Genomic DNA, 15,272 nt, shown 5'->3' on the forward strand with positions numbered 1-15,272 from the left:
GGGGCGCCCCGCCCGGTCCGGGCCCCGGTCCGGGCGCCCGACCGGCGCGGGTGACGGGGGACGCCCGGCGGGCACGGAGCGCACGGCCCGGCCCGCCTTCCCCCGGTCCCGTTCCCGGGCTGGGAGAATGCCCGCATGAGTCCGTGCGCGCCCGCCCGTCCGGTGGCCCCCACCTCCACCCTCGTGCTCGCCTCGTCCTCACGGGTGGCGGCGTCCCTGGCCGCCGAGCTCTCCGCGGCGGTCCCCCGGCCGCCGGGTCCGCGCGAGGTGCGGTTCGCCACGTTCAACACCGCGCTGGAGCGCTCCGGGCCGGGGGTACTCGCCGCGGAGCTGGCCACCCGCGGCAGCGAGCAGGCGCGCAACGTCGCCGAGATCATCCAGCGGGTGCGCCCCGACGTCCTGCTCGTCAACGAGTTCGACCACGACGCGGAGGGGGCGGGTCCGCGCCTGTTCCAGGACCACTACCTGTCCGTGGGCCAGCGGGGAGCCGAACCGATCCGGTACCCCCACGTCTACACCGCACCCGTCAACACGGGCGTGGCCTCGGGAGCGGACCTCGACGGCGACGGCGAGGCGGTGACCGACCCCGGCGCGCCGGGGTACGGCGCGGACGCCTTCGGCTACGGGCTCTTCCCCGGCCAGTACGGCATGGTCGTGTACTCGGCGTACCCGATCCTCACCGAGCGGGCGCGCACCTTCCGGACCTTCCGCTGGGCCGACATGCCCGGCGCGCTCCTGCCGACCGACCCCGGCACGGGCGCGCCCTTCCACTCCCCCGAGGCGCTCGCCGTACTGCGGCTGTCCTCCAAGAGCCACTGGGACCTGCCCGTCGACACGGGGCGGGGCCGCCCGGTCCACCTGCTGGCCAGCCACCCCACGCCGCCCGCCTTCGACGGGCCCGAGCGGCGCAACGCGCTGCGCAACCACGACGAGATCCGGTTCTGGGCCGACTACGTCACCCCCGGGGCGGCCTCCTACGTCTACGACGACCGGGGGCGACGCGGCGGGCTGCCCGCCGGGGAGCCGTTCGTCATCGCGGGCGACCTGAACGCCGACCCCCACGACGGTTCCTCCCTGCCGGGGGCCGTGCACCAGCTCCTGGGGCACCCGCTGGTGAGGGACGTGCGCCCGGCCAGCCAGGGGGGCCGGGGCGCGGCCCTGCGCCAGGGCGGGGCCAACGACCGGCACACGGGCGCCCCCGAACTGGACAGCGCCGACTTCGCGGACGAGCCGGGCCCGGGCAACCTGCGCGTGGACTACGTGCTGCCCTCGCGCGACGTCGCCACGGGGGCCTCGGGGGTGTTCTGGCCGACGGTGGACGACCCGCTGTTCCGGCTCACCGGCGACCACCCCTTCGCCAGCTCCGACCACCGGCTGGTGTGGGTGGACCTGGTGCTGCGCTGAGCCGGTCGGCCTCGCTCAGCGGGCGTCGGCGGCCTCCTCCTGGGCCGCGGCCAGGCCCGCGGTGATGACGCTGTCCATGATGGCGGCCAGCCGCTCCGGGCCCAGGCGCGGGGCGTGCTCGGCCATGCGCTCGACCAGCTCGCGCTCGCGCCGGGCGTCGCGCCCCGCGAAGTAGCCGACCGGCTTGAGCCGCTGCACCTGCGCGGCCACCAGGGCGCGGCGTTCGAGGAGTCCTGCGAGCTCGGCGTCCATCTGGTCGATGCGTCCGCGCAGCTGGCGGATCTGCTCGCTCGGGGCGTTCTCGCGGGCGGGCTGGTTCTGGGACACGGTGGGCTCCCTCGGAACGGCGGGCCGCGGATCGGCCCGGGACGGACGGGTGCGGCCGTACGTCCCGTGGGATCCGCGTCCGCCGGGAGCGTGTCGCGGGGCGTCGGCCGCCCGGAAAAGCGAAAGAGCACCGGGGCCGGTGCCCGGGTGCTCTCCTGCCGACGATCCCTGGTTCCGCCTACGCGTGAGCGGCCGACGGGATCGTCGGCTGGCTAAACACGCGATAGCGGTGGGTCATGCGGGAATACTACCGAATCCCGGAACGCCGGTGCCACCGCCGCGGGGCACGGGCGCCGGAGGTCAGCTCTCCTGGTTCCCCGGCATCCTGACCTGGACCATGAGGGCGGTGGCCTCGGCGGTGATCTCGCCGTGGGCGCGGATCCGACCGGAGACGAAGACCTTGCGCCCCTCGACCCGGTCCACCCGCGCGGTGACCTCCAGCGGGGTGAACAGCGGCGTGGGCCTGCGGTAGTCCACCTCGAGCCTGGCGGTGAGCCCGGGCATGGTCTCGAGCGCGGAGACGGTACCGACGGCCTGGTCGAGCAGGGCCGCGATCCAGCCGCCGTGCACCAGTCCGGGCGGGCCCTGGTAGACGGTGGTGAGGGTGACCTCACCGCGCACGCCCTCAGGGGCGCGCTCCAGCAGAAGCGGCGGGGCGGCGGGGTTGGTGTCGCCGGAGACGATGTTGGTGATGGTGCCGTACTCGGTGTCGCCGCTGGCGAACTCGCGGTTGACCATGGTGCCGATCTGGCGGCGGGCGACGTTCAGCCTGCCGGTGAGGGCCTCGACGGTGTCGGCGGCCTCGGCGAGGGTGTCGGTGTCGGCCTCGGTGTTGGCGACGGCGTCGACGAGGTCGTGGACTCGGGCCACGAGGGCGCGGAGCTCGGCGGGGATCTGGGCCTGCTCGACCACCGGCAGTCCGAAGGCGCGGGGGTCGGGGCGCTCGGTGACCGGCTGCGTGTTGACCGTCATGTGTTCCTCGTCGGATCGGCGTGTGCGCGGGTGGTTGGGGGCACCACCGTCAAACCGAATCCTACTCGGGAGTATTCCGACAGAACGGCCCGGGGCGGGCGTTCCCCGTCACACGCCGCCGAGACGGGGAGCACCCGCTCCGGCGTCAGTCCAGCTCACGCACCATGTTCATGTGCGGGATACCGGCGTCCAGGAACTCCTCGCCGTGGGCGGTGTAGCCGAGCCGCGTGTAGAAGCCCAGGGCGTGCGTCTGGGCGTGCAGCTCCACCGTGCGCATTCCCCGCTCCCGGGCCCGCTCCTCCACCGCGCGCACCAACGCGGCCCCGGTGCCGTTGCCGCGCCCCTTGGGCAGGACCGCCAGGCGCCCGAGCAGGCCCACGCCCTCCCCCAGGTCCACCAGGCGCACCGTGCCCACGGGGACGCCACCGTCCAGGGCCAACAGGTGGTCGGCGGCGGCGTCGCGCTCGTCCCACTCCTCCTCCACGGGCACCTGCTGCTCGGCGACGAACACCGCGCCCCGGATGACGAACACCGCGGCACGGTCGCGCTCGTCCCGTGCCCGGCGGATCTCGGTCGTAGTCATGCCCGAAGGGTAGCCGGGCGGCCGGACCGCTCCCACCCGCGGTCCGCGCGGGGACGCCCACCGGCGCGGCTGCCTAACCTGGAGGCATGGAGCTGCCCAGTGACGTCCACCCGCGGGTGGAGGACCCGCGCACGGAGCACGCCCGCTACTGGCGCTCCTCCGGGCTGCCCGGGACGGAACTCCTCACCGCGCGCTTCGTCACCACCTCGTTCGCCCGCCACACCCATCCCACCTACGTCTTCGGGGTGATCACCGGCGGCGTCGAGGAGTACTCCCACGGGCGCGGCCTGGCCAGGGTCGGACCGGGCGGGCTGGCGGTGGTGGCGCCGGACGAGGTGCACACCGGCCACGCGGGGGTTCCCGAGGGGTGGAGCTACCGCGTGTTCTACCCCTCCTCCGAGGTGGTCACCGGCATCGCACGGGAGCTGGGCCTGCGGGGCACCCCCGCCTTCAGCGAGTCCGGCATCGACGCGCCCGGGGCCGCTCGGGCCCTGGCCGACGCCCACCTGGCCGCCGAACGGGGCGACCGGCTGACCGCGTCCTCCCTCACCCGGCGGGGACTCGCGATGCTGTTGCGCTCCCACGGCCGCGAGCCCGTCCCCGACCCGGTCCGGCGCACCGCGCGCCCGGAGGTGGAGCGGGCGCGGCGGATCCTCACCGAACACCTGGTCGCCCCGCCGACCCTGGAGGAACTCGCCGCGCGGGTCGGCATGGGGCCCTTCGCCCTGTCGCGGGCCTTCCGCGCCGCGCACGGCCTGCCCCCGCACGCCTACCTCAACCAGGTCCGGGTCCAGCGGGCACGGGAACTGCTGGCCGCGGGCCGCCGTTCGGGCGAGGTCGCGGCGGAGGTCGGCTTCGCCGACCAGTCGCACCTGACCCGCCACTTCCGGCGGCACCTGGGCGTTCCGCCCGGGTCCTACCAGCGCGCCCTGCTCGCCTCCTGAGGGCGGCCGGACCGGCAAGAACGTTCAAGACTCCCCCGGTCCGCCCCTCCTAGCGTGGGGAGGGTGAAATCCCTGTCTCTCCTCCGTTCGCCCGCCGTGCGCGACAGCACCGGCATCGGCGTCGCCGTGGGCGCGGCCGGGCTGGCCTTCGGCACCACGGCCGTGGCCGCCGGGCTGTCCCCGGCCCAGGCCGTGTTCCTGAGCCTGTTCATGTTCACCGGGGCCTCGCAGTTCGCCCTGGTCGGGGTGGTCTCCGGCGGCGGCAGCCTGGTCGCCGGGGCCCTGGGGGCGCTGCTCCTGGGCGCCCGGAACACGCTGTACGGGCTGCGGCTGGCGGACCTGCTGGGCTGGCGCGGCGCGCGGCGGGCCCTGGCCGCGCACGGCGTGATCGACGAGACCACGGCCGTGACGCTGGCCCAGCCGGACCGGGCCTCCGCGCGTACCGCGTTCGTGGCGACCGCCGTGGTGCTGGGCGGCTTCTGGGTGGCCACGACCCTGCTCGGCGCCCTGGCCACCGAGCGGGTCGGCGACCTCGACGCGTTCGGCCTGGACGCCGTCGGCCCGGCGATCTTCCTGGCACTGCTGTGGCCGCGCCTGCGAGGGGACGGCGGCCGCACCAGGCTGATCGCACTCCTCGGCGCCGGAACCGCCCTGGCGGCCACCCCGTTCGTTCCCGCGGGCGTGCCGGTGCTGCTGGCCGCCTCCGCCGCCCTGCTCGCCCTGGTCGGCCCCGACCGCGACGCGGGAACCGCCCCCGCCCCGGCCAGATCCGAGGAGGCGCTCTCGTGACCCTGTGGATCGCGCTCGCGGCCACCGCCGCGGGCTGCTACCTGCTCAAGTACGCGGGTCTGGCCGCGCCCCGGCGCCTGCTGGACAGCCCGTGGCTGCGCCGTTTCGCCACCGCAGTGCCCGTCGCCCTGCTGGCCGCGCTCATCGCCGTGGAGGCGCTGCGCGGCGAGGGGCAGCCCCTGAGCTGGGACACCGCGCGGATGGGCGGTCTGGGCGCGGCGGTCCTCGCCCTGGTCCTGCGCGCGCCCTTCCTGGTCGTGGTCGTGGTCGCCGCGGCCACCACGGCGGGCCTGCGCGCCCTGGGGGCGGGCTGACGCCGACTCGGCGGCGGGGGCGCGGGCCCACGGGGCGGGCGGCGCCGCCCGCCCCGTGGGCCCCACCGTTCACCTCGGATGCCACCCGCGGCCGGGTCGCCCACAGGCTGGCGGCCCCGTCCTTGACCGGCCTGGTACGGCCTGTCAGAGTCGGCCGCACGTGCCCGTACGCAGCGCACACGACGCACTGCCGCGGGTACGCCCAGTGGACCTTGCGACGAGGGAAGGGACTCCACCCCCATGACCACAGCCGCTCCGCGCCCCCGACCGCCCGCCGACACCGCCGCACGGGCGGTGGCGGAGGTCCTGGCCGCCGCCGGGATCAGACGGTGTTACACCGTCCCCGGCGAGAGCTTCCTGGAACTCGCCGACGCCGTCGACCAGCACCCCCGCATGCGGCTGGTCTCCACCCGGCACGAGAACGGCGCCGGGTTCATGGCCGAGGCCGAGGCCAAGCTCACCGGGGTCCCCGCGGTGGCCGCGGCCACCCGGGGGCCGGGGGCCGCCAACCTGGCGGTGGGCGTGCACACCGCCATGCAGGACTCGACCCCGATGATCGTGTTCCTGGGCCAGGCGGAGACCGAGAGGCTGGGCCGGGAGGCGTTCCAGGAGGTGGACCTCACCGCGTTCTACGCCCCCATCACCAAGTGGTGCACGACCGTACACCGCGCCGACCGGCTCGCGGAGACCACCGCCCGGGCTGTCCGGGTGGCCACGACCGGGCGCCCCGGGCCGGTGGCCGTCGCGGTGCCCGGCGACCTGTTCGGCCAGCGGATCGGGCCGCAGGACCCGCCGGAGCCGCCCGTGGTCCCCCGGCCCGTACTCGGCGGGGAGGACCGCGACCGCCTGGCCACCTGGCTGGCCAGGGCCGTGCGCCCGGTGATCGTGGCGGGCGGCGGCGCCCGCGGGGCTCGGGAGGACCTCGTCCGGGTCGCCGAGCGCTTCCACGCCGGGGTCTACGCCGCCTGGCGGCGCCAGGACGTGTTCCCCAACGACCACCCGCTCTACCTCGGCCACCTGGGACTGGGCTGCCCGGCACCGGTCCTGAACGCCCTGGCTGAGGCCGACGCGGTCCTGGTCGTCGGGTGCCGGATGAGCGAGACCACCACGCAGGGGTACCGGCTGCCCGAGCCCGGCGGCCACGTCCGGGTCGCGCAGATCGACATCGACCCCGGACAGGTGGGCGCCACCACCCCTCTGTGGTTCGGCGCGGTCGCCGACGCGCGCGAGGCCCTGCGCGCGCTGGCCGACGCTCCGGTGCAGGCGCCCTACCGGGACTGGAGCTCGGCCCGCCGGGTGTGGGTGGAGACCGCCACCGTGCCGCCCGAGGGCGCCGGGCACGGCGGTCCCCGGCTGCACCCGTGGGCGGTGGTGGCCGGGATGCGGGCGGCCCTGCCCGAGGACGCGCTGATCACCAACGACGCGGGCAACTTCGCCTCCTTCCTGCACCGGGGCTGGTGGTTCCGGCACCCCCGCACCCAGCTGGCGCCGACCAGCGGGGCCATGGGCTACGCCGTACCCGCCGCAGTGGCGGCCAAGATCGCCGAACCGCACCGGACGGTGGTGGCCGTGGCCGGGGACGGCGGCGCCCTGATGACCGGGCAGGAGCTGGAGACGGCGGTGCGGGAGAAGGCCCCGGTCACCGTGGTGGTGTTCCAGAACGGCCTCTACGGCACGATCGCGATGCACCAGGCCCGGGAGATGGGCCGGATCGCGGGCACCCGGATCAGCGGGCCGCTGGACCTGGCCGGGTTCGCCCGCTCGCTGGGGGCGCGGGGCGCGACGGCGCACAGCCGGGAGGAACTGGAGAAGGCCCTGGCCGAGGCGGTGGCCGCCGATCTGCCCACCCTGGTCGACGTGCGCACGGACCCGGAGGTGATCAGCCCGGCGGCCACGCTGTCCGGCCTTCTCGGCGGACGGGACTGAGCCCGGCCCGCCCGCGCGGCGGTCCGCCCCCGCCTCAACCGCCGTTGTAAGCGGCGGCCGCCTCGCGCAGGGCGCGGACGGTGGCGCGGATCGCCGGGCGCCGGGAGGCGTCGGTCCGCCAGAACACGTACACCTGGCGGACCAGGGCGGGCTGCACCGGAACCACCCGTACGCCCTCCGGCAGGGGGCCGCGGCCCAGCCGGGGCATGACGGCGGCGCCGATTCCGGCGGCGATGAGCGCCAGCTTGGTCTGGTGCTCCTCCACGTTGTGGATGATGCGGGGTTCGCCGCCGCGCTCGCGGATCATGTTGTGCAGCCAGTCGTCGCAGGTGGACCCGCGCGACCAGCTGATCCAGGGCAGGTCGAGGATCTCCTCGGGTTCGAGGATCTCGCGGTGGGCCAGGGGGTGGTCGGCGGGCAGGGCGATGTCGCCGATGTCCTCCGTGAGCGGGGCCCGGGTCATGCTGCGGGGCAGGCTCAGCGGCGCGCCGACCCAGTCGATGACCATGGCCAGGTCCGCGTCACCGCGGGCCATGGCGGGCACGCTCTCGTGCGGTTCCTCCTCGTGCAGCTCCACCCGCAGCCCGGGGTGGGTCTCGCGCAGGGAGGCGAGCGCGTGGGGCAGGAGGCCGCGCACCGCGGTGGGGGTGGCGGTCAGGCGCAGGTGTCCGGTGACGTCGTCGCGGTGCGCCTCCAGGTCGGCCTCGGCGCGGTGGACCATGGACAGGATCTTGGCGGTGTGCTCGACCAGCAGTTCGGCCGCGTCGGTCAGGCGCACGCCCCGGCCGTTGCGTTCGACGAGGGGCTGGCCGACCTCGCGTTCGAGTTTGGCGAGCTGCTGGGAGACGGCGGAGTTGGTGACGTGGAGGGCCTCCGCGGCGGCGCTGAGGGAGCCGTGCGCCGCGATGGTGTGGAGGACTCGGAGGCGGTCGACACTGAGCATGTAAGCAACCCTAACGCCCCGCTTAAGCAATACGAAGTAGACCTAAGACCCGGACGGGCGATAGAAACATCCCATGTCCGTTCTCTCCGCTGTGTCCGCGAGGTCCGCCGGCCGGCGCCGGCTGTCCGGCTGGCGCGCCAAGTTCGTCCTGCTCGCCCTGATCTGGGGGATGAGCTTCCTGTTCATCAAGGTGGGGTCCGAGGCGCTCTCCCCGATGCAGCTCTCCCTCGGGCGCATGGTCACCGGAGCCCTGCCGCTCCTGGCGATCCTGCTGGCGCGGGGCGGCCGCCTGCCGACCTCGCCGCGCCTGTGGGGCCACATGTTCGTGGCGGCGCTGCTGCTCAACACGGTCCCCTTCACCCTGTTCGGGTACGCCGCCCAGCTGATCCCCTCCTCCCTCATGGGGATCGTGAACGCCTCCACCCCGCTGTTCGGGGTGGTGTTCTCGATGCTGCTGCTCTCCGACGAGCGCCCCGACCGCGACCGGGTGCTGGGGCTGGGCGTCGGCTTCCTGGGCGTTCTCACCGTGTTCGGGGTGTGGAACTCCCTCGGCGAGGTGGCCGTCACCGACCGCGACGCCGTCCTGGGCATGCTCTTCGTGGTGGGGGCCACCATGTGCTACGGGATCGGCACCCCCTACCTGCGCCGTTTCGTGGCGGGCAGCTCCCACGGCGCCCTGGAGCTGAGCACCCTGCAACTGCTGCTGGGGGCGCTGCCGCTGGTGGTGCTGGTCCCGCTGGCGACCGGGGCGCCCACGGGACTGACCTGGCAGGTGGTGGCCTCGGTGAGCCTCCTGGGGGTCCTCGGCACCGGCTTCGCCTACGTCCTGCAGTACGCGATCGTGCGCGAGGCCGGGGCGACCGTGGCCACCACGGTCACCTACGTGGCCCCCGTGGTGGCGATCACCGCCGGAATCGTGCTGCTGGGCGAGACCCTGGCCTGGAACCAGCCGCTGGGCGCGGCGGTCATCATCCTGGGCGCCGCCCTGTGCCAGGGGGTCGTGCGCACCCGGTACGTGGTGCCGCCCTCGCGCGGACGGTGAGCCACCGGGGTCCGGTCAGTCCTCGCGCAGGATCTCGATCGCGGCGGCCAGGTCGTCGGGGTAGGGACTGGAGAACTCCACCGGGCGGTGCTCGGTGGGGTGGTCGAAGCCCAGCCGCACGGCGTGCAGCCACTGGCGGCGCACGCCCAGCCGCTCGGCCAGCGTCGGGTCGGCCCCGTAGAGCGTGTCCCCCACGCACGGGTGGCGCAGCGCGGCCATGTGCACCCGGATCTGGTGGGTGCGGCCCGTCTCCAGCTTGATCTCCAGCAGGCTGGCGGCGCGGAAGGCCTCCTGGGTGTCGTAGTGCGTCACCGAGGGGCGCCCGCCCGCGACCACCGCCCAGCGCCCGTCACCGGCCGGGTGCCGGTCGATCGGCGCGTCCACGGTGCCCCGCAGCGGGTCCGGGTGGCCCTGGACGAGCGTGTGGTAGCGCTTGTCCACCGTGCGTTCCTTGAACGCGCGCTTGAGCACGCTGTAGGCGGTCTCGCTCTTGGCGACCACCATCAGTCCGGTGGTGTTGGCGTCCAGCCGGTGCACGATGCCCTGCCGTTCGGCCGCACCGCTGGTGGCCACCTGGATCCCGGAGGCCAGCAGGCCCTCCAGGACGCTGGGGCCGGTCCAGCCGACCGTGGGGTGGGCGACCACGCCGACCGGCTTGTCCACCACGATGATGTCGGCGTCCTCGTGCACGATCCGCATACCGGGCACCGGCTCGGGACGCGGCACGGGCGCGGTGGGCGGCGGCGGGAGGGTGATGTCCAGCCAGGCCCCCGCGCGGACGCGGTCGGACTTGCCCGCCTCGCTGCCGTCGACGAGCACGCTGCCGTCCACGATGAGCTCGGCGGCCCGGGTGCGGGACAGGCCGAACATGCGGGCGATGGCCGAGTCGAGCCGGTCGCCCTCCAACCCGTCGGGCACGGGCAGGCTACGGGTGTCGCTCACTGGTCCCTCCCCTCGTTCGTGTCGTCCTCCGCGGGTCCCCCGTCGCCGGGCTCCTCCGCGGTCGTACCGCCGCGCCGCTCGTCGGCGACGACGCTGCCGTCCAGGTTGAGCCCCCTGAAGGTCAGCGCCACCACCAGGCACGCGCCGACGACCACGCAGGAGTCGGCGAGGTTGAAGACCGGGAAGTCCCCCACGCTGATGAAGTCGACGACCGCGCCGTGGAAGGGGGCGGGGTCGCGGAAGATCCGGTCCACCAGGTTCCCGGCGGCCCCGCCCATCATCAGGCCCAGGGTCACCGCCCACCAGACGCTGCGCACGCGCAGCCCCATGTAACCGATCGCGATCACCACGACGCTGGCGATGCAGGTGAACACCCAGGTGAAGTCGGTGCCCATCGAGAAGGCCGCGCCGGTGTTGAACACCAGGGTGAACTGGACAAGGCTGCCGAGGACGTCGAGCCTCTCGCCCTCGGAGAAGACCGACAGCACCCACTCCTTGGTGAACAGGTCGGCGCCGATCGCGACGAGCGCGACGAGCAGCAGCAGCGGATACCTGCGCGGGCGGGCACCGGTGTCGTCGGTCCTGGTCGTGTTGTGGTCCCCGGAGGGCTCTACCTCAGTCAGCGGCGCTCCTCGCGCTGTTTGCAGGTGACGCACAGGGTGGCGCGCGGAAAGGCCTGTAGACGTGCCTTTCCGACGGCCTGGCCACATGACTCACAAACCCCGTAGGTTCCCGCGTCCATCCGTTCGATCGCCCGCTCGCTCGTGGAGAGCAGGTCACGAGTATTGTAGGCCAACGCCAGATCGTGTTCGCGCTGGAAGGCCTTGGCCCCGACGTCGGCGGGGTCGTCCCCCGCCCCCTCCACGGGGTCCTCCAGCAGCGCCGCGAACTCGGCCTCGACCTCCCGCAGCTCCCGCCGCGCGGCGGTGATGTCCGCCTCCAGCCGCTCCCGGACCTCGGTGATCTCCTCCGCCGTCCAGGGCTCCTCCCCCGGCAGGACCGGCAGTCGGGCGGCGTCGGTGGCCTTCATCGCAATTCCTCCAGACGGTCCGGTACCCGCCCCGAACCCGCCGGGCCGCGGGCTCTCCCCGTGGGCGGTACCGCCAGTGGTGCCGGAAGCCTAGGCAATCCGCCGGTCCAAGGCAACGATCCGGGCCGCGGCGGGGGCGCACCTCCCCCGGGCGGGGTGCCGCCGCCCGGAGCCCGCGACGGCCCGGCCCCCTTACGCTCTCGCGTCGCGCGCGGGGAACCCGGCGGAGCGCGTCAGCCCGCCGCCGCGAAGCCCCCGTAGTCCTCGGCCAGCGCCGCCAGGTGGGGTTCGTCGAACACCGCCGGACCGCCGTGCGGCCCGGTGCCCACCTCGATCACCCAGTCCACGTCCTCGGCGTCGTCCTCGCCCGCGAGCATGTCCCGGTGCACCCGGCAGGGCTCGTACCCCTGTTCCAGGAGCTGTTCGGCCAACTCCTCGGCGTCCTCGCGATCGGGCAGGGTCACCAGGACCACACCCCCGGACTCGCTCACCACGACGGCAACCTCTTCACACATCGCGCAACGGGCCCTCCCCGCTGCGTTATCCTGACTGCAGGTGTCGATGGGGACGAGTAACGCTGGCCCCGACCGGACGGACACAGCTTAGGGCCTGGTCCGGCCAAGCGACCCGGGGGCGGTGGGAGCCCGGGGGCACGACCAGCGCGAAGATCACCCCGGAGCCGCCGGAAGAACAGGCGCCCGTCCAGCGCGCCCCAGTAGAACCGGCAAGCGCAACGAAGAGGGATCCGCCGCCCGCCGCCCAGCGGCACGGCCGCGGTCCAAGGAGGGTGGTACCGCGGGGCCGCACGCCTCGTCCCTCCGTCAGGACGACACCTGATGGAAAGGTACGACGGTGGCCAACGACCCCCGGCCCGACTCCCGCGCGCTGCCCCAGCTGCCCGCGCAGATCGACCTGCCCGCCATGGAGCGCGAGATCCTCGGCCGCTGGTCGAAGGAGGACGTCTTCCAGCGCTCGCTCGACCAGACCCGCGGCGGCCCCAACTGGGTCTTCTACGAGGGACCGCCCACCGCCAACGGCCAGCCCGGCGTGCACCACGTCGAGGCCCGCGCGTTCAAGGACGTCTTCCCGCGCTTCCGGACCATGCGCGGCTACCACGTGGACCGCAAGGCGGGCTGGGACTGCCACGGCCTGCCCGTCGAGGTGGCCGTGGAGAAGGAGCTCGGCCTGTCGGGCAAGAAGGACATCGAGGCCTTCGGCATCGCCGAGTTCAACGAGCGCTGCCGCGAGTCCGTCCTGCGCAACGTGGACGCCTTCACCGCCATGACCGAGCGCATGGGCTACTGGGTGAACATGGACGACGCCTACCGCACCATGGACCCCCAGTACGTGGAGTCGGTCTGGTGGGCGCTCAAGCAGATCTGGGACAAGGGCCTGCTGGTCCGCGACTACCGGATCAGCCCCTACTGCCCGCGCTGCGGCACCACGCTCTCCGACCACGAGCTGGCCCAGGGCTACGAGACCGTCACCGACCCGTCGGTGTACGTGCGCTTCCCGGTGACCTCCGGTCCGCTGGCCTCCCCGGACCACCCCACCTCGCTGCTGGTGTGGACCACCACCCCGTGGACCCTGGTGTCCAACACGGCCGTGGCCGTGCACCCGGACGTGGAGTACGTGGTGGCCACCGACGGCCAGGAGCGCCTCCTGGTGGCCCGCCCGCTCTTCGAGAAGGTGCTCGGCGAGGGCTGGGAGCTCACCGGCGAGAGCTTCGAGGGCGACGAGATGGAGCGCTGGACCTACGAGCGCCCCTTCGGCCTGGTGCCCTTCGAGGAGCCCGCGCACTACATCGTGCTCGCCGACTACGTCACCGTCGAGGACGGCACCGGTCTGGTCCACCAGGCGCCCGCCTTCGGTGCCGACGACATGCTCGTGGGCCGCGCCTACGGCCTGCCCGTGGTCAACCCGGTCCGCCCGGACGGCACCTTCGAGGCCGAGCTGTCCCTGGTGGGCGGGGTGTTCTTCAAGGAGGCCGACAAGACGCTGGTGCGCGACCTGAAGGACCGCGGCCTGCTCTTCCGCCACGTCAGCTACGAGCACTCCTACCCGCACTGCTGGCGCTGCCACACGGCGCTGCTGTACTACGCGGTCCCGTCCTGGTACATCCGCACCACCGCGGTCAAGGACGAGCTCATCGAGCAGAACCAGGCCACCAACTGGGTGCCGGAGAACGTCAAGGAGGGCCGTTTCGGGGAGTGGCTGCGGGGCAACGTCGACTGGGCCCTGTCGCGCAACCGCTACTGGGGCACCCCGCTGCCGATCTGGGAGTTCCCCGACGGCCGCCAGATCTGCGTGGGCTCCCTGGAGGAGCTGGGCCGCCTGAGCGGCCAGGACCTGTCCAACCTGGACCCGCACCGGCCCCACGTGGACGACATCGTCATCCCCGACCCGGACGCCGACCCCTCCCTGCCGGAGGAGCAGCGGGTGGCGCGCCGGGTGCCCGAGGTGATCGACGCCTGGTTCGACTCCGGTTCCATGCCCTTCGCGCAGTGGGGCGCCCCGCACCGCGACGAGCAGACCTTCCGGGACAACTTCCCGGCGCAGTACATCTCCGAGGCCATCGACCAGACCCGCGGCTGGTTCTACTCGCTGCTGGCGGTGAGCACCCTGGTGTTCGGCCGCAACTCGTTCGAGAACGTGGTCGTGCTGGGCCACATCCTCGCCGAGGACGGCCGCAAGATGAGCAAGCACCTGGGCAACGTCATGGAGCCCATCCCGGTGATGGACCGGCACGGCGCCGACGCCCTGCGCTGGTTCATGCTGGCCAGCGGCTCCCCCTGGACGGCCCGCCGGGTGGGCCACGCCGCCCTGGAGGAGATCGTCCGCAAGGTGCTGCTCACCTACTACAGCACCGTGTCCTTCCTGACCCTGTACGCGAACGCCGGTGAGGGCTGGGACCACTCCAGGCTGGCGGACGCGCCCGCCCCGCGGGACCGGCCGCTGCTGGACCGGTGGCTGCTCTCGGAGCTGAACGAGGTCGTCCGCGACGTCACGGAGGCGCTGGACTCCTTCGACACCACCACGGCCGGGCGCCGCCTGACCGCGTTCGTCGACGACGTGTCCAACTGGTACGTGCGGCGTTCGCGCCGCCGCTTCTGGGGCGGGGCGGACACCCCCGAGGGCGCGGCGGCCTTCGCCACGCTCTTCGAGGCCCTGGAGACGGTCACGCTGCTCATGGCCCCGATCGTGCCGTTCCTGACCGAGCACGTGTGGTCGGCCCTGCGCCGCCCGGACGCCGCGGACTCGGTGCATCTGGCCTCGTGGCCGACGGTGCGCGAGGACCTCATCGACCCGGAGCTGTCCCGGAACATGGCGCTGACCCGCCGCCTGGTGGAGCTGGGCCGCTCGGCCCGCGTGGAGTCGGCGGTGCGCACCCGCCAGCCCCTGGCCCGCGCCCTGGTGGGCGCCCGGGGCTTCGCGGACCTGCCCGAGCAGCTGCGCGCCCAGATCGCCGAAGAGCTGAACGTGGCCTCCCTGGAGTCGCTGTCCTCGGTGGGCGGCGACCTGGTGGACTACACCGTGAAGCCGAACTTCCGGGCGCTGGGCAAGCGCTTCGCCAAGCGCACGCCCCTGGTGGCCAAGGCCGTCCAGGCCGCCGACCCGGCCGCGCTGGTCGAGCAGGTGCGGGAGACCGGCTGGGCGCGGGTGACGGTCGAGGACGAGCCGGTCGAAGTCAGCTCCGACGAGCTCCTGGTCACCGAGCAGCCCCGCGAGGGCTGGGCGGTGGCCTCGGAGTCCGGGGAGACGGTGGCCCTGGACCTGGAGCTGACCCCCGAACTGCGCCGGGCCGGTGTGGCCCGCGAGATGGTCCGGATGATCCAGGACGCCCGCAAGAGGAGCGGCCTGGAGGTGTCGGACCGCATCGAGGTGTGGTGGTCGGCCACCGACGAGGTGACCGAGCTGGCGCTGGCCGAGCACGGCACGGCCATCGCCGCCGAGGTGCTCGCCGACACCTTCGTCTCCGGGAGCATCGGCCGGGACCTGCACACCGTCTCCTCCGAGGAGTTCGGTGTGGCCTTCGGGTTCCGCAAGGCCTGACCG

Annotated in this window: 15 protein-coding genes; 7 read left to right on the forward strand and 8 right to left on the reverse strand. The window is 74.0% G+C overall.

Features of this window, described 5'->3' with window-relative positions:
• Positions 1-135 precede the first annotated feature (135 nt).
• Positions 136-1,404, forward strand: coding sequence for an endonuclease/exonuclease/phosphatase family protein (locus FYW95_RS00630; protein WP_159941133.1), 1,269 nt, complete (start codon positions 136-138; stop codon positions 1,402-1,404).
• A 15-nt stretch (positions 1,405-1,419) separates the two neighbouring features.
• Here the strand turns inward: FYW95_RS00630 and FYW95_RS00635 are convergent, their stop codons facing one another.
• The 3 genes from FYW95_RS00635 to FYW95_RS00645 all read right to left on the reverse strand — a co-directional run bounded on the left by FYW95_RS00635 (position 1,420) and on the right by FYW95_RS00645 (position 3,286).
• Positions 1,420-1,731, reverse strand: coding sequence for a chorismate mutase (locus tag FYW95_RS00635; RefSeq protein ID WP_159941135.1), 312 nt, complete (start codon positions 1,729-1,731; stop codon positions 1,420-1,422).
• A 300-nt stretch (positions 1,732-2,031) separates the two neighbouring features.
• Positions 2,032-2,703, reverse strand: coding sequence for a PaaI family thioesterase (locus FYW95_RS00640; RefSeq protein WP_159941137.1), 672 nt, complete (start codon positions 2,701-2,703; stop codon positions 2,032-2,034).
• 145 nt (positions 2,704-2,848) lie between these two features.
• Entirely contained in the window at positions 2,849-3,286 is a 438-nt protein-coding gene (locus tag FYW95_RS00645) for a GNAT family N-acetyltransferase (protein ID WP_159941139.1), read from the reverse strand.
• Positions 3,287-3,372: 86 nt separating this feature from the next.
• Between FYW95_RS00645 and FYW95_RS00650 the strand changes: the two genes are divergently transcribed.
• From FYW95_RS00650 to FYW95_RS00665, 4 genes are all read left to right on the forward strand, one after another.
• On the forward strand, positions 3,373-4,230 hold the full coding sequence (locus tag FYW95_RS00650) for an AraC family transcriptional regulator (protein WP_201294584.1): 858 nt from the start codon (positions 3,373-3,375) through the stop codon (positions 4,228-4,230).
• 63 nt (positions 4,231-4,293) lie between these two features.
• Positions 4,294-5,019 (forward strand): AzlC family ABC transporter permease, encoded by a 726-nt coding sequence (locus tag FYW95_RS00655; RefSeq protein ID WP_159941141.1) that lies wholly within the window; start codon positions 4,294-4,296, stop codon positions 5,017-5,019.
• Entirely contained in the window at positions 5,016-5,333 is a 318-nt protein-coding gene (locus FYW95_RS00660) for an AzlD domain-containing protein (RefSeq protein ID WP_159941143.1), read from the forward strand. Before FYW95_RS00655 ends, FYW95_RS00660 begins: the two co-directional genes overlap by 4 nt.
• A gap of 240 nt (positions 5,334-5,573) precedes the next feature.
• Positions 5,574-7,259, forward strand: a complete 1,686-nt coding sequence (locus FYW95_RS00665; RefSeq protein ID WP_159941145.1) for a thiamine pyrophosphate-dependent enzyme — start codon at positions 5,574-5,576, stop codon at positions 7,257-7,259.
• A 34-nt stretch (positions 7,260-7,293) separates the two neighbouring features.
• Here the strand turns inward: FYW95_RS00665 and FYW95_RS00670 are convergent, their stop codons facing one another.
• The gene (locus FYW95_RS00670) at positions 7,294-8,202 is read right to left on the reverse strand and encodes a LysR family transcriptional regulator (RefSeq protein ID WP_159941147.1); all 909 of its coding nucleotides are present in this window, start codon (positions 8,200-8,202) and stop codon (positions 7,294-7,296) included.
• 73 nt (positions 8,203-8,275) lie between these two features.
• Here FYW95_RS00670 and FYW95_RS00675 point away from each other — a divergent pair, with 73 nt between their 5' ends.
• Entirely contained in the window at positions 8,276-9,244 is a 969-nt protein-coding gene (locus FYW95_RS00675) for a DMT family transporter (RefSeq protein ID WP_159941149.1), read from the forward strand.
• 15 nt (positions 9,245-9,259) lie between these two features.
• Here the strand turns inward: FYW95_RS00675 and FYW95_RS00680 are convergent, their stop codons facing one another.
• From FYW95_RS00680 to FYW95_RS00695, 4 genes are all read right to left on the reverse strand, one after another.
• Positions 9,260-10,186: an RluA family pseudouridine synthase gene (locus FYW95_RS00680; protein ID WP_159941151.1), complete on the reverse strand. Its 927-nt coding sequence runs from the start codon at positions 10,184-10,186 to the stop codon at positions 9,260-9,262.
• Positions 10,183-10,833 (reverse strand): signal peptidase II, encoded by a 651-nt coding sequence (gene lspA, locus FYW95_RS00685; protein WP_236567646.1) that lies wholly within the window; start codon positions 10,831-10,833, stop codon positions 10,183-10,185. Before lspA ends, FYW95_RS00680 begins: the two co-directional genes overlap by 4 nt.
• Positions 10,806-11,216 (reverse strand): TraR/DksA family transcriptional regulator, encoded by a 411-nt coding sequence (locus FYW95_RS00690; protein WP_159941155.1) that lies wholly within the window; start codon positions 11,214-11,216, stop codon positions 10,806-10,808. Before FYW95_RS00690 ends, lspA begins: the two co-directional genes overlap by 28 nt.
• A 233-nt stretch (positions 11,217-11,449) precedes the next feature.
• Positions 11,450-11,707, reverse strand: a complete 258-nt coding sequence (locus FYW95_RS00695) for a divalent-cation tolerance protein CutA (RefSeq protein ID WP_370463232.1) — start codon at positions 11,705-11,707, stop codon at positions 11,450-11,452.
• A gap of 361 nt (positions 11,708-12,068) precedes the next feature.
• Here FYW95_RS00695 and ileS point away from each other — a divergent pair, with 361 nt between their 5' ends.
• Entirely contained in the window at positions 12,069-15,269 is a 3,201-nt protein-coding gene (ileS, locus tag FYW95_RS00700; RefSeq protein ID WP_159941159.1) for an isoleucine--tRNA ligase, read from the forward strand.
• Positions 15,270-15,272 lie beyond the last annotated feature (3 nt).

The sequence above is a fragment of the Nocardiopsis sp. FR4 genome (assembly GCF_009830945.1).
Classification (GTDB): Bacteria; Actinomycetota; Actinomycetes; order Streptosporangiales; family Streptosporangiaceae; genus Nocardiopsis.

Bases quoted from the DNA above. Each gene is read 5' to 3' on its own strand.
- FYW95_RS00630 (WP_159941133.1), top strand. From the start codon at position 136: ATGAGTCCGTGCGCGCCCGCCCGTCCGGTGGCCCCCACCTCCACCCTC.
- FYW95_RS00640 (WP_159941137.1), bottom strand. From the start codon at position 2,703: ATGACGGTCAACACGCAGCCGGTCACCGAGCGCCCCGACCCCCGCGCC.
- FYW95_RS00645 (WP_159941139.1), bottom strand. From the start codon at position 3,286: ATGACTACGACCGAGATCCGCCGGGCACGGGACGAGCGCGACCGTGCC.
- FYW95_RS00650 (WP_201294584.1), top strand. From the start codon at position 3,373: ATGGAGCTGCCCAGTGACGTCCACCCGCGGGTGGAGGACCCGCGCACG.
- FYW95_RS00665 (WP_159941145.1), top strand. From the start codon at position 5,574: ATGACCACAGCCGCTCCGCGCCCCCGACCGCCCGCCGACACCGCCGCA.
- FYW95_RS00670 (WP_159941147.1), bottom strand. From the start codon at position 8,202: ATGCTCAGTGTCGACCGCCTCCGAGTCCTCCACACCATCGCGGCGCAC.
- FYW95_RS00675 (WP_159941149.1), top strand. From the start codon at position 8,276: ATGTCCGTTCTCTCCGCTGTGTCCGCGAGGTCCGCCGGCCGGCGCCGG.
- FYW95_RS00690 (WP_159941155.1), bottom strand. From the start codon at position 11,216: ATGAAGGCCACCGACGCCGCCCGACTGCCGGTCCTGCCGGGGGAGGAG.